The 12,974-nt window shown below is 41.5% G+C and carries 13 protein-coding genes; 2 read left to right on the plus strand and 11 right to left on the minus strand.

The window, feature by feature from the left end:
- Positions 1-61 precede the first annotated feature (61 nt).
- Complete coding sequence (locus tag K339_RS0112580) at positions 62-1,459, plus strand: MBL fold metallo-hydrolase RNA specificity domain-containing protein (protein ID WP_028523895.1); 1,398 nt, start codon at positions 62-64, stop codon at positions 1,457-1,459.
- 68 nt (positions 1,460-1,527) lie between these two features.
- Here K339_RS0112580 and K339_RS0112585 read toward each other — a convergent pair whose 3' ends face one another.
- The 11 genes from K339_RS0112585 to K339_RS0112635 form a co-directional block, all read right to left on the minus strand.
- Entirely contained in the window at positions 1,528-1,824 is a 297-nt protein-coding gene (locus K339_RS0112585; protein WP_028523896.1) for a DUF952 domain-containing protein, read from the minus strand.
- Entirely contained in the window at positions 1,821-2,891 is a 1,071-nt protein-coding gene (locus K339_RS0112590; protein WP_028523897.1) for a TerC/Alx family metal homeostasis membrane protein, read from the minus strand. Before K339_RS0112590 ends, K339_RS0112585 begins: the two co-directional genes overlap by 4 nt.
- A gap of 133 nt (positions 2,892-3,024) precedes the next feature.
- Positions 3,025-3,744, minus strand: coding sequence for an alpha/beta fold hydrolase (locus tag K339_RS0112595; RefSeq protein ID WP_028523898.1), 720 nt, complete (start codon positions 3,742-3,744; stop codon positions 3,025-3,027).
- Positions 3,744-4,982 carry an ATP-dependent Clp protease ATP-binding subunit ClpX gene (clpX, locus tag K339_RS0112600; RefSeq protein ID WP_028523899.1) on the minus strand — a complete coding sequence of 413 codons (1,239 nt, stop codon included), beginning with the start codon at positions 4,980-4,982 and terminating at the stop codon, positions 3,744-3,746. The genes K339_RS0112595 and clpX overlap by 1 nt, the downstream gene beginning before the upstream one ends.
- Before the next feature lie 141 nt (positions 4,983-5,123).
- Positions 5,124-6,413, minus strand: coding sequence for an HlyD family secretion protein (locus tag K339_RS0112605; protein ID WP_028523900.1), 1,290 nt, complete (start codon positions 6,411-6,413; stop codon positions 5,124-5,126).
- A gap of 2 nt (positions 6,414-6,415) precedes the next feature.
- Positions 6,416-8,713: a peptidase domain-containing ABC transporter gene (locus tag K339_RS0112610; protein ID WP_028523901.1), complete on the minus strand. Its 2,298-nt coding sequence runs from the start codon at positions 8,711-8,713 to the stop codon at positions 6,416-6,418.
- Entirely contained in the window at positions 8,710-9,762 is a 1,053-nt protein-coding gene (gene gwsS / locus K339_RS0112615) for a grasp-with-spasm system SPASM domain peptide maturase (protein ID WP_084332197.1), read from the minus strand. The genes K339_RS0112610 and gwsS overlap by 4 nt, the downstream gene beginning before the upstream one ends.
- Position 9,763: 1 nt before the next feature.
- Positions 9,764-9,964 (minus strand): hypothetical protein, encoded by a 201-nt coding sequence (locus K339_RS0112620; RefSeq protein WP_028523903.1) that lies wholly within the window; start codon positions 9,962-9,964, stop codon positions 9,764-9,766.
- The gene (gene gwsG / locus K339_RS0112625; RefSeq protein ID WP_028523904.1) at positions 9,961-10,863 is read right to left on the minus strand and encodes a grasp-with-spasm system ATP-grasp peptide maturase; all 903 of its coding nucleotides are present in this window, start codon (positions 10,861-10,863) and stop codon (positions 9,961-9,963) included. Before gwsG ends, K339_RS0112620 begins: the two co-directional genes overlap by 4 nt.
- A gap of 35 nt (positions 10,864-10,898) precedes the next feature.
- The gene (locus tag K339_RS0112630) at positions 10,899-11,942 is read right to left on the minus strand and encodes a hypothetical protein (protein WP_157607575.1); all 1,044 of its coding nucleotides are present in this window, start codon (positions 11,940-11,942) and stop codon (positions 10,899-10,901) included.
- Between the two features lie 175 nt (positions 11,943-12,117).
- Entirely contained in the window at positions 12,118-12,363 is a 246-nt protein-coding gene (locus K339_RS0112635) for a hypothetical protein (RefSeq protein WP_028523906.1), read from the minus strand.
- A 206-nt stretch (positions 12,364-12,569) separates the two neighbouring features.
- On the opposite strand from K339_RS0112635, the gene K339_RS33555 reads away from it, so the two are divergent.
- Positions 12,570-12,956, plus strand: coding sequence for a helix-turn-helix domain-containing protein (locus K339_RS33555; protein ID WP_037300252.1), 387 nt, complete (start codon positions 12,570-12,572; stop codon positions 12,954-12,956).
- Positions 12,957-12,974 lie beyond the last annotated feature (18 nt).

The raw sequence follows: 12,974 nt of genomic DNA on the forward strand, positions 1-12,974 counted from the left end.
CGAATGCAGATGGGGCTGCCCAATCCGTGTTCTATAAAATGCAGAATAAACTAAAAATTAGATGAAAATACAATTCTTTGGCGCGGCGCGCCGTGTGACAGGTTCGAAGCACCTGATTACGACCGAAAAAGGAACAAAAGTGTTGCTTGATTGTGGGATGTTTCAAGGAATTAATACCCAAGATCTCAATCAAAACTTTGGCTTTAAAGCCGATGAAATTGATTTTGTGGTGCTCTCCCACGCCCACATCGACCACACGGGGTTGCTACCTCGCTTGGTTCGTAAGGGCTTTAACGGCCCCATTTATTGTACACCACCTACGGCCGACTTGTGTAATATTATGTTGCTCGACAGCGCTTTTATCCAACAAAAAGACTTGGAGCGAATCAACGAGCGTCGCAAAAAGCGTGGTGACGAAGAGTTGGAGTTGTTGTACGACGAAAACGACGTGCGCAAAACCCTCGAATTGCTGGTGACAGTCGATTATCACCAAGATTTTTGGCTCAATACCGACGAGATAAAAGTACGCTTTACCGATACGGGGCATATTTTGGGAAGTGCAGCGGTGCATTTGACCATCAAAGACCAAGGCATTGACAAGCAAATTACGTTTTCGGGGGATGTAGGTCGTCCTGATGATAAAATCTTGCGCAGCCCCGAGGCATTCCCGCAAGCCCAAGTGATTATTTGTGAGTCAACCTACGGAAATCGTCAGCACGAACCTGAACCTGACATGAAGGCGCACTTGCTTCGGGTGGTTCGCGATACGTGCGTAACGCGAGGAGGAAAATTGATTATCCCTGCCTTTGCCATTGACCGCACCCAAGAACTCATTTATGCCCTCGACCAATTGGCCAACGAAGGACTTTTACCCCGTCTGAAAGTATTTATTGATAGTCCGTTGGCCATCAAGGCAACCTCTATCATGCGCAAGCATGATGAATACTTTAATCCTGATATTTTGGAATATATCGAGAAAGACGGCGATGCGTTTAACTTCCCTAACTTGCACTATGTGTCTGATGTACAGGAGTCGAAGGCCATCAACGACCTCAAAGAGCCTTGTGTAATTATTTCGGCATCTGGGATGGCTGAAGCGGGACGGATTAAACACCACATCAGAAACAATATCCTCAACCCTGATAACACAATCATGTTGGTAGGCTACTGTTCTCCTGATAGTCTTGGTGGAGCGCTAAAACGCGGTGATTCGGAAGTGCGAATTTTTGGAGAGACGTACCAAGTGAAGGCGAGGGTAGAGGTGATGGATTCGTTTTCAGCGCACGCCGATTACAACGAATTGATTCAGTTTTTGAAATGCCAAGACCCCGCGCAAGTGAAGACGCTATTTTTGGTACACGGGGAGTATGACAACCAAATCGCTTTTAAACATCGCCTCGAAGCGGAAGGCTTCCGACACATCGAGATTCCAGACCAGTATATGGTTTTTGAGGTGTAAAACTGAAAACTCCCCGAAAGTTCACACCTTCCCGAAAGTTTTAAACTTTCGGGAAGGTGTTTTATTAACTACGAAACAGGGGTTACTTCCACCACAGCTTCGCGATTGATACCACCGTAAATGTGCGGGAACAACTCTCCGTTGTGCGGAGCAGGTTCATAAAGCAGCGTTGAGGTAAGCTTTGACTCGTCGATGTGCAGCAAAACCAAGCCCGTGGCGCCCACATAATACCGCTCCAAGACACCCGCAATCTGCTCTTGTAAGCTACAATGGATGAATGTTTCAGCGTCGAATGTTTCACTGAAATAAGCCGCTTTATCTTCAAATTCAGCCCAATAAGCCGAGGAAACGATGTGATAAATCATGCTTTAGCGGGTGTTTTTTCTTTAGGGGGAAATAACAACGAAGCAATGACCGCCACGGCTAAAATTCCCACAATGATGTACAACGAGTACACCGTTTTGAAGCCCCATTTTTCCAAATAGCTGTGGGCAATCATCTTGGTTCCAATGAACGAAAGCAAGATGCCCAAGCCAGGCTTGAGGTAGTGGAACTTATCCATGATGCTCGACAAGAAAAAGAACATCGAACGTAGCCCCATGATGGCAAATACGTTGGAAAAGAAGACGATGTACGGGTCTTTGGTGATGGAGAAAATCGCGGGAATAGAATCCACGGCAAAAATCAAATCGGTGAAAGCAATCACAATTACCACCACAAAAATAGGTGTGATGTACCATTTTTTGAACCGCTTGTGATAGACAAAAAAGTGGTCGATGACGTTGCGTTTATACACATTGAAGTATTTTGAGGCAAACTTCACCGCGATGTGATCGTTGGGATTCATTTGTTCGTCTTCTTCTTTTTCGAACAAAATTTTCACCCCAGTGTAAACCAAAAAACCACCAAAAATGTAGATAATCCATTCAAATTGTTGGAGCAAGGCCGAGCCTACAAAAATGAAGATAAAACGAAGCACAACAGCACCCGAAATTCCCCAAATCAAGACTTTTTTGTAGAACTTTTCGTGGACACCAAACGAATTGAAAATCAGGATAAAGACAAAAATATTGTCGGCCGACAGCGAATATTCCACCAAATAACCTGTGATGTACTCCAGGGCCATGTTGTTTTCAAAGATTTGGAGACTTGCTTCAAAGTTATCGGGAACAAGGACAAGATGTTTGGCGTATTTATCTACAATTTCTTGTAAATGAGCCATATCCGACACGTCGTGGATGAGGTAGCCGTATTGTTTGATAAAGAAATAGAAGGCAACCGACAGCGCCACCCAAATGGCACTCCAGATACCTGCTTCTTTAAAACTAACAATGTGACTTTTTTTCTTGGAAAACACACCAAGGTCGATGAGCATTACGAAAATGACAAAAATCGTAAACGCTCCAAAAAATAGAGTTTCGTTCGAGAGCATATTTGTTTAGTGGGTAAAATAGCTTGAAAACATCCGCACGGAGGCTTTCGCAGGCACCGTTTCTAGGGGTAGAAGCGAGAACTGTTGGTCAAAGTTCCATAGATTCTTTCAGAAAGCCAAGAATAGCAGTCCCTTATTCGATATTTTTCAAAAACTCCGCCAACGCATTTGCGCAGGCTTCGGGCGCTTCAAACATACCCATGTGGCCTACTTCGGCCAGCACGAGCGTCTGCGCATTTTGGGAAAGTTCACTGAGCCCGATGTTCTTTTCAAAAGGAATAAATTTATCTTCTTTCCCAAAAATGAATAAAACAGGAAGGGATGTCGTCTCCAAAACTGCCGTACGGTCGGGGCGATTCATGATGGCTTTGAAGCCCGCAATCACCGCATTAGTAGGCAATTGGGAGTACGTTTGAACATGATTTGAAAGCGCCTCTGGATTCTTTTCGAGGTAGCTTTCAGCATACATGTTGGGAGAGGCCTGTTTAATAAACGCCGCCGCTCCGTGGGTTTCCATGAAACGGAGTGTTTTGAGGCGTTGCTCGCGCTTGGCGTCATCGTCGGCGTAAGCGGTGGAGTGAAACAACCCAAATCCAGCCAACAATTCAGGGTATTTTTCGGCAAAAGCCAACGCAATGTAGCCACCCATCGAATGCCCAACCAGCACACAGCGCTCAATGCCTTGCTCCAACAACCACTCTCGAAGCCCTGCGGCGTAGTCTTCGATGCTCACAAAGCGAGTTTCGGAGGCAAGTTCAGGGGTAAAAATAGGGTATTTGGGAAGGTATTTCTTGATGCCTTCCCAAATTGAACTATCAATACCGTGGCCGTGAAGAAGTACGAGCGGTGTCATTAGGCAACTGATTTAAGTACGTGCATAGAAGAGCGCTCAAACTTCTCGCGGGCGTAATCGAGCGTAAGGGTAAACTCGGTAACGTCTTTGTTGGATGGCAAATCGAACATTGCATCGGTCATAATGGCTTCGCAGATGGAGCGCAGACCACGGGCACCGAGTTTGTACGCCAACGCTTGGTCAACAATGTATTCGAGTACGTCGTTGTCGAAATGGAGCTTGATGCCTTCCATTGAAAACAATTTTTTGTATTGTTTCGTCAACGCATTTTTAGGCTCAGTCAAAATCTGACGAAGTGCATCGCGGTCGAGCGGATTGAGGTACGTCAACGCTGGAAGACGGCCGATAAGCTCAGGAATCAATCCAAACGACTTGAGATCTTGGGCTGCTACGTAGCGGAGCAAGTTGCCTTTGTCGAAAATTTCACCCAAACGACGGTCGGTTGTAAACCCAATCGGGCGCGAGTTGATACGTTTGGCAATGTGGCGGTCAATACCATCAAAAGCCCCTCCGCAGATAAACAAAATGTTTTCGGTATTAAGCGGAATGAGTTTTTGGTCGGGGTGTTTACGACCTCCTTGCGGCGGTACGTTTACCACTGAGCCTTCCAACAATTTAAGAAGCGCTTGTTGAACCCCCTCGCCACTCACATCGCGGGTGATGGAAGGGTTATCACTTTTGCGCGCAATTTTGTCAATTTCATCAATAAACACGATGCCGCGTTCGGCAGCTTCGGCATTGTAATCGGCCGCTTGGAGGAGACGCGTCAAGATGGTTTCTACGTCTTCGCCTACATAACCTGCTTCGGTCACGACGGTCGCATCCGCGATACAGAAAGGCACTTGGAGCATTTTGGCAATGGTACGGGCCAAATACGTTTTCCCCGTTCCTGTTTCCCCCACCATGATGATGTTCGATTTCTCAATCTGCACATCATCGTTTGATTTTGGCTGCATCAACCGCTTGTAGTGGTTATAAACTGCCACCGAAAGCGTCCGTTTGGCCTCGTCCTGACCAATGATGTATTGGTCGAGGTAGCGCTTCATTTCCAGTGGTTTAACGAGGTTAAACTTCGGGGTAGAAGGCTTTTCTTTTTTCTTTTTTGGGTACAACTCTTCTTGCACTACCCCGTATCCTTGTTCGATACAGAAGTTACAAATATGGGCATCGATGCCCGAAAGCAGGAGCTGAACCTCGTTCTTGCGTCTGCCGCAAAATGAGCAATTAATTGCAGCCATGGAAGGTGTCAAAATAGGCGAAGTATGATTTTAATATGCAAAGGTAGATGATAACAACCACAATCGCGAATAAGTTTATTTTGTACCTTTCAAATACGCAATAGAAGCGAAAATTGTTGCAGTGAAGAAAGAACGTAAAAACTACCTTTTTAACATTTTTCGGAAGTCGTAAAAAAGCCGTTCAATGAGACGTAAATCATCAGTTACGATTTCGCCAGTAGCCATCATTCCGTTGCGAAATGGAATTTTTCGTTTTGAAGAGGTAGCTAACCCTTTTGGAAAGCTGATTTTGAGTAAGTAGGTGCTATCTTGGGGTAATTCGGAAATGCTTTTAACTTGTCCAAGCACTGTGCCAAACTCTTGAAAAGGATAACTGGGTAATTTTATAATTACTTCTTGCCCTTGTTTTACTTTCCCAAAATTGTACTGTCCCAGATACATCTCTGCATGAAAGCCCGAGCTTTGGGGAAGTATATAAAACAAATCTTGGTTGGCTTTGAGGGTTTGACCTTCTTGGAGGGGTAACAAAAGGGAAACTTTACCCATCACTGGCGCACTCACTACATAGCGCTGTTTCCAAGCTTCGATGTCGCTTTTTAGGGTATTTATGGCCTGAAAAAGGCTGTTATATTGCTCAATCCGCGTTTTTTCTAAGTCCAGCAACTCTTGCCTTTTTTGATTTTGTGCCATTCCGTTGTTGTTGAAGGCCGTCTTGGCTTGGTCAAGTACCTGTTTTTTAGAAATAAAAATACTTTGCGAACGTCGTACTTCTACGTCAGCTACTACTTTTTCTTTTTGCAATTTTTGATTCATTTGGAGGTCTGTCTCGGACAGTTCTAAATCGCTTTTATGGTTGATAATCTGGGTATTAAGGTTGTCTTCGAGTATCGAAAGTTGCGAGAGATCGTTTTGTAATGCTGCTTTTTTTTGGTCAAAACTCCCCCCTTTCAAGAGTGCCTTGGAACGAACATAGTTTTCTTGAAACACCTGAAAAGATTTTTGTAATTCGCCCAATTGAAAATAAAAAGGTATAGATAACTGATACATTTTATGCAAATCATTGCGTTGGCTATCAATTACTAACGAATCCACAACGGCTGCCAAAGCAAGTACTTCTTCTGGGTCGGCGGTACTTTCCAAAAAAGCCAAATGTTGCCCTTTCTGAACAAAGTCGGCTTCTTTTGCGAAGAGTTTAACCAGTTTTCCATCAAGCTTGGCATTGACTGACTTAGGATAATTATCGCTTACGATGCGTAAATTGCCAGTTACTAAATCGGGATATTTGACAAACCATCCTATCAATACCAGTATTAGCAGTACAAAGAAAAATACAGTAATGCCCCACCGAACCAACCACGCAGGCGGCAGGCTCAAAATTTCATCTACTTCGCTACTCCGCAGGTGAATAGGGTTTTGTGGCTGATTTGGCATGATTAATTTCCCAATTCCAACTGATTTTTGACTAATTCGTAATACTTACCACGGCGGTTTGTGAGGGTGGTATGTGTGCCTACTTCTACTATTTCTCCTTTTTCCATTACGATGATTTGGTCGGCATTCTTGACCGTACTCAACCGATGGGCTACGACCACGACAGTTCGCTGACCTGCTGGTCCACTCTTGAAAAAATCCTCTAAGTTTTCCATAATCACCCGCTCATTGTTAGCATCAAGGGCATTAGTAGCCTCATCAAAAAACAAGAAAGCAGGGTCTTTATACACGGCACGGGCGATGAGCAAGCGTTGCCGTTGACCCTGACTAATACCATTTCCTTCTGCCCCTATTTTGGTATTGAAACCTAAAGGCAATGAATTGATAAAGTCTTGGATATTAGCTACTTTTACAGCATATAAAAGCCGAGAAATGTTCGGAGTTTCGTCGCCTACGGCAATGTTGTTGGCGATGGTATCTGAGAAAATAAACCCGTCTTGTAGTACTGTTCCGCACTGACTCCGCCAAAAACGAGCAGCTAAAGCCTGTAAGTCGCCGAAAGGAGTGGAAATAGTTCCAGTAGCGATAGGATAAAATTTCAATAGCAGTTTAAGAAGGGTTGTTTTGCCACTCCCGCTTGTACCCACAATGGCCGTAATCTTTCCTTCTGGAATAAATAGATTAACATCCTTCAAAACAGGCTCGTTGCCCGCCCCTGGGTAGGTAAAAGAAAGATTCTGTAGCAACAATCCAGCCCCCAAACCCCCAGTGGGGGCTTTAAAAATGGTATTGAAGCCCCCATTGGGGGTTTGGGGGCTTTCATCCTCCACCTCATGTATTTCATTTAATCGCTCCAAGCTTATCTTAGCATCTTGCCAATGTTGCATAAACTGGATCATTTGCTCCACGGGGCTGTTCATTTGCCCCACGATGTACTGCAAAGCCATCATTGCCCCAAGCGTAAGCTGCCCGTTGACTACTGCCGTAGCTGCCAAAAACGTGATGATGATATTTTTGCCTTCATTCAGAAACATTGCCCCTGCTTGCTGGTATTGCCCAACGGCCAAACCTTTCATACTGAGTTTAAACTGCTTTACTTGCAGGTTTTCCCATTGCCAACGTTTGAGGTGTTCAGCATTGTTCATTTTTATTTCTTGTACCCCCGTAATGAGCTGTATTAGGCTGCTTTGATTTTGGGAGGCCAATGCAAATCGCTTGTAATCTAACTGCCGACGGTATTTTAAAAACAAAACTATCCATGTCACATATAATCCACTAAAAAGTACAAACACCCCAAAAATGGCCAAATGGTAAGTGGCCAACACGCCTCCATAAATAATCAAACTCAATACAGAAAAGAGCGTACTGAGGGATGTACCCGTCAGAAAACTTTCGATACGGCTATGGTCGCCGATGCGCTGCATGAGGTCACCCGTTTGTTTGCTGTCAAAAAACCAGATGGGGAGTCGCAACAGCTTGGCCAGAAAATCCGATAAAATGCTGAGATTGATGCGGGTACTGATGTGCATTAGTATCCATGACCTGATAAAGTCCACGGACATCCGTCCTACAAACAGCATCAATTGAGCTGCCAATACTAAATAGATAAAATGCAAGTTGCGGGTTTGGATGCCCGTATCTACCACCGATTGTGTGAGAAAAGGCAATACTAATTGTAGCACGCTACCTACCAACAACCCCAGTCCTAACTGAACCAATAACCGTTTATATCGCCACAAATAGCCATACAGCGAGCCAATGCCAAGACTTTGCGTCTTTTGGTCAAGAGCGTCTTTATCTTCAAAAAACTTGGGTGTAGGCTCTAAAAGTAACGCAATGCCTACTTTTTCGCCATTTTCTTCTGATGTAGCCCAAGCCGATTCAAACTCGGCATGGGTGTAAGTGAGAAGCCCCTTGGCAGGGTCAGCGACTTGAACCTCACCGCGCTGCGGACCGCCCCCTGCCCCTCTCCTTGCAGGAGAAGGGAGAAAAAAGTTCCCCCATTGGGGGCGAGGGGGCTGTACTACCACAAAATGATTTTGTTGCCAATGCACAATACAGGGCAAGGGCGCATCTTGGAGAAGTTTTTTGAGCGACACTTTTACGGCCAGTGTCCTAAATCCTATTTGTTCGGCGGCTTGGGCAATGCCCAGTAGATTGACCCCGTCTTTGCCTATCTCAGTACGTTGGCGGAGCGATTGAAGGCTATGCGACACGCCATGGTACTTGGCTATCATCCGTAGGCACGTAGGCCCGCAATCCATCGCGTCAAGCTGTTTGTAAAAGGGAAATTTACTCATTTACCATGCAGCGGATTGTTAGTAGGGTTATCATCACCCCAAGTAGCTGTGTAGGGGTTGTAACTGCATTTGGCAGGCTTGGAGTAGATATTGTTGGGGTCCTGAATATATGCTCTACAGTCGGTGCAGATATGCCGAAATTCGCAATCTTTACAAACCTCTATTTGGTCTTTATGAATGTACCATACATCTTTAAATCCCTGTTTTTCAATAGCCTCACGGAGCGTAGTATCGCGTATGTTGCCATAGCTTTTGGTCATCGAAGGGCAATTTTTGATGTTACCTTCGACATCTATCGAAATCTTGCGATTGAGGCAGGTATTGTGCTTTTGGGATTCCAAAAAAGTTGTAAGATTGATTGAAAAGTAGTCCGTCGAGATTAAACCGCAATGGTTTGCGTTACTAATCTCTTGTTTAACAAAGACCACATTTCCCATGCCCGACGGGTCGGGGTTGATTTGATTGAATGAAGTACTATGTACTATCAAGTTGTGAATCCTTGGGTACTTATCTGTCAATTTTTTCAAGTTTTCGAGGATAGTTTCAGCACCGAATTTGATAAGTAACTCAACCGAAATGATACGTCGATTTTCAAGATTATCTAATAAATCTACATAGTAATTCAATGGTTTTTCAACATAAACCCTTAGTTGAAAGTGGCGACATCCTAAATTTTCAAATTGGTCTAAAATACGCGTATAATCGTGTTGACTTTGGGTATTTACATCAATGATGGCATTGGTAATCTCAAAAGGTACTTCCCAATCCATCGAAATATCTGGAAACAACTCCAAATCAGGCTCTTCGCAATAAAAACCAAACTCATTGCTTACTAAAAAATCAAAATATTCATCAATCGTTTCGTCGTATTGGTGTTGATAAGTCGCTTTTATAGCGCTGATAGCGCGTTGTTTATGCTCAGTAAGTATCTCATATAGTCCATTAGGCACTAAATGAAAACTACCTCGTTGTACGTCACAAATCATGCTTCGTTTAGTTCCTTTTACCAATAAACAGCAAGCATACAATCTAAAAAATGACTCTGCCATTCTATTCTTGCCAGTTGATAATTTTTGAATAGGGTTTTTCAAAAGCCTCGGCCAATGCCATGCCTTGATAAGCCGCAACGTAAAAAAAAAGATTCTTTTTGGGTGTTTCGTTTACAGCCACTTTGGTCAGGAGTTTGAAGGTGACGGGTAACCCATTTACACCTTTTAATTCGGGAATCTCTCCCATTTCTTTTTGGTTCATGCGTTTGCCAAAAAATCGGCGATGTATTTTTCGATGGGATAATTACACTTTTCAGATACCATGCTAATTTGTCCGTTGGGGTTACACTCCAAAAAAACATAGCGTTTATCCTTACTCACTATCATGTCAATAGCTCCCGTGTTGAGGTCGGCCAGTTGAGCAAATTTTCTTATTTTTTCTTCTACCTCACTTGGTAGTTTGTAAGGTACGATTCGATTGGGTTTTTGGTGGTTATAGTTGCGCCAATCCAAGGAAGTTTTAGGGTCGCTTTGCGACATAATGGCTCCTGCCCACATTTTTTCATGCACAAAAATCACCCTTAACTCATACTCTTTAGGAATTTCTTCTTGAAATAATGTAGGAAAAAACTCTTCATCTAACTCCTCCACTACCTCTGTTGATACGCGCTCGGTATGATTGTAGTAATACACGCCCTCAAAAGTGCCAGTGAATGAGTCTTTGATGGATTTGTTGATAACTGATGAATACTTTTTGATAAACTCTTGTGCTTCTATTTTTTGAGTAGTAATAAGCATATCGGGTACACCCAAACCCGCCTGCCTTGCCATTTCTAAATGCCAGAGTTTGTTGGGGAATCGCTGAAAATAATTGCCTATGTGAGGTTTTTGTTCCAGTTGATGGATTATAAAGTCGGAGGCAATAAAATGTTCAGAACTTAAATACGTTTTCAGTATCTCAATTTGTGCAGTATTGCTATAAACTATTCTTCCCTTTCTATACCAAAATGATGTAAAAAGGTTGTTTGTAGTAATTTTGTTTTGTATCTCTAAAAAAGGGTTTATTTCGCTTCTACACCAGCTTGTTTTTCTTTGCAAAAGTAAATATGATATCACAATATTTACGGATTTTTCAGAAACGGGTGCAAAAATGTAAATCATACAATATTTTCATTAATAAAAGGTAAAAGTAATTATTATTTTGGAGTACATTCTTTTACTTTATACGGCAAGTGAATACTAAATCTTTGCAGTGTACTTTCTGTCTCTTTATCGTAGCCTGGAATGATACCTATAGGAGCATAGAGAACAAAAGTTCTATTTTTTACACAATGATAAAATATTATTTTTTTTATTAAATCATCAATAGGTGGTAATGACATAGAAAGACGATTGATATTTATTTTTTCTTTTGTCCCAGAAAGTTTTGATAAATAAAAACCACAATTAAATTGTTCAATTAATCCTTGCTCTCCATAACCACTCCCCCCCTTTTGGAAACTATACCAGTTACAAAATAGCTCCGATTTAAGTTTTCCCGAATGAACAGCTTCTTCAAGATAAGAAGTAAAATCAAATCGTTTTTTTTGGTAATTGTGCCGTATTAATACATTGAAAGTAGGAAAAAAAACTATTGATGTATCTATTATGTTTACACCTATTAATTCTTCTGTCGGATAACCGTGCTTTTTAAAAATATTCATCATTTCTTTAGCCAAGTAGCTATCATTTTTAAATAAACTATCAGAAAATATATTGTTGCTTAGTTGTTTTGGAGCTTCGCAATAATAATTTTGATCTGCTTCAACCATTTTTTTTAGTGATATGGCTAAATTTTTATTGTATTTTTTCAAGAATTCTTTTCGTAAAAATGGGTAATTTTTCATAAATAAAGACCACCTTTTTTTGTCTTTTCTAAACTCCTTGTAGATAAATTTATGAAAGAAATCTAATTCACAACCTTTCAAAACAAGCCTTTGTGATAATTTTAGTGTACTTTGAAAATCACGCATCATTATTGAGCAAATAGAAGCGTTGTAAATATCTTGCGCAAATGGATATTCTACTAAATCTATTGCTTCTGTGTAATATTTAGAGGCAATAGAATAATTACTGTCACATATTGCAATTTCTGCGCTATTAATCAATGAGTAATAGTTTTTCAATTTAGAGGGTATTTGCGCCATGCTCCAAAAAGAATAAAATAATACAAAAAGGCAACTTATTGAGACATTTTTCATTGTTCTACAGAAATTAAGTAATAAAAATTTATAAAATATTTTTTGTTTGATAAAATTATAACTAACAGGGCAAAAAAAATTATTTTTACAAATCTTTTTTGCCCTGTTAAAGAGATTTAAGCCTTTACTGTTAATAAAGTAGTAACTTAGTACGAACAAATTATTAACATTAATGTCAATCACCAACTTCTAATCGTTCATAAGCAGTAGTTCTGTACCTTGTGTAAGTTACTGCACCGTCAGCTCCAATACTGTCGGCATCGTATTCACTCCAAACGTCAAATATAACTCCATTTCTAATTTCAGTTCCTCTATTTATAGCGCCACCACCTGTACATTCACCGCCTCCTTTGAGGTACATTAATCCTGTTATTTCATTTCCCTCAAATTTTCCAAACTTACTTTCTGTTAATTTTTCCATTATTTTTGTTTACCGAAGGGTTTTAGTCCCGCACTATTGCGAGTGGCTGCTTTCGGATGGAACAAACATAGAATTAATTTTAGTTAGAGCTGATACGAAAATTTGACAAAAAATATCAAAAAAACGGCTTTTTTATTTGTTTGGACAAACTATCTTTGTAATTTTGATTTTGTACAAATTTTTCTCTCACCTACAACAGCCAACACATGAGTAGTATTGGAGCAAAGCTGTGTCAATACCGCGCAGCCTCAAAATTGACCCAACAGGCTGTGGCCGAGCAACTTGGTATCAAAACCAACACTTACGGTTCTTGGGAAGCGGGTCATACATACCCCTCAGCTAGATATTTACCTGAGTTAGCCGCAATTTTTGGGATAAAGATTGATCAACTTTTCTCAGACAATAACGAAAATAAATTGAATAGTAGCACTATTTTAACCAAAAAAATGGATGAAAATGAGGCAATAAGGCTTGTTTTGCGGAGCAAGGAAGAGGTGATAGCGGCTAAAGACGTAATTATTGCTAACCAATTAGTACAAATCGAAACATTACAACAAGAATTGACTAATTGGAGACAAGAGAATATTGTATAAGGTATATGCTAGGCAGTT

It is taken from the genome of Runella limosa DSM 17973 (assembly GCF_000482465.1).
GTDB classification, from domain to species: domain Bacteria; phylum Bacteroidota; class Bacteroidia; order Cytophagales; family Spirosomataceae; genus Runella; species Runella limosa.

Excerpts from the sequence above, each read along its gene's own strand:
- K339_RS0112580 (WP_028523895.1), top strand. The coding sequence starts at position 62 with ATGAAAATACAATTCTTTGGCGCGGCGCGCCGTGTGACAGGTTCGAAG.
- K339_RS0112585 (WP_028523896.1), bottom strand. The coding sequence starts at position 1,824 with ATGATTTATCACATCGTTTCCTCGGCTTATTGGGCTGAATTTGAAGAT.
- K339_RS0112590 (WP_028523897.1), bottom strand. The coding sequence starts at position 2,891 with ATGCTCTCGAACGAAACTCTATTTTTTGGAGCGTTTACGATTTTTGTC.
- K339_RS0112595 (WP_028523898.1), bottom strand. The coding sequence starts at position 3,744 with ATGACACCGCTCGTACTTCTTCACGGCCACGGTATTGATAGTTCAATT.
- clpX (WP_028523899.1), bottom strand. The coding sequence starts at position 4,982 with ATGGCTGCAATTAATTGCTCATTTTGCGGCAGACGCAAGAACGAGGTT.
- K339_RS0112605 (WP_028523900.1), bottom strand. The coding sequence starts at position 6,413 with ATGCCAAATCAGCCACAAAACCCTATTCACCTGCGGAGTAGCGAAGTA.
- K339_RS0112610 (WP_028523901.1), bottom strand. The coding sequence starts at position 8,713 with ATGAGTAAATTTCCCTTTTACAAACAGCTTGACGCGATGGATTGCGGG.
- gwsS (WP_084332197.1), bottom strand. The coding sequence starts at position 9,762 with ATGGCAGAGTCATTTTTTAGATTGTATGCTTGCTGTTTATTGGTAAAA.
- K339_RS0112620 (WP_028523903.1), bottom strand. The coding sequence starts at position 9,964 with ATGAACCAAAAAGAAATGGGAGAGATTCCCGAATTAAAAGGTGTAAAT.
- gwsG (WP_028523904.1), bottom strand. The coding sequence starts at position 10,863 with ATGATTTACATTTTTGCACCCGTTTCTGAAAAATCCGTAAATATTGTG.
- K339_RS0112630 (WP_157607575.1), bottom strand. The coding sequence starts at position 11,942 with ATGAAAAATGTCTCAATAAGTTGCCTTTTTGTATTATTTTATTCTTTT.
- K339_RS0112635 (WP_028523906.1), bottom strand. The coding sequence starts at position 12,363 with ATGGAAAAATTAACAGAAAGTAAGTTTGGAAAATTTGAGGGAAATGAA.
- K339_RS33555 (WP_037300252.1), top strand. The coding sequence starts at position 12,570 with ATGAGTAGTATTGGAGCAAAGCTGTGTCAATACCGCGCAGCCTCAAAA.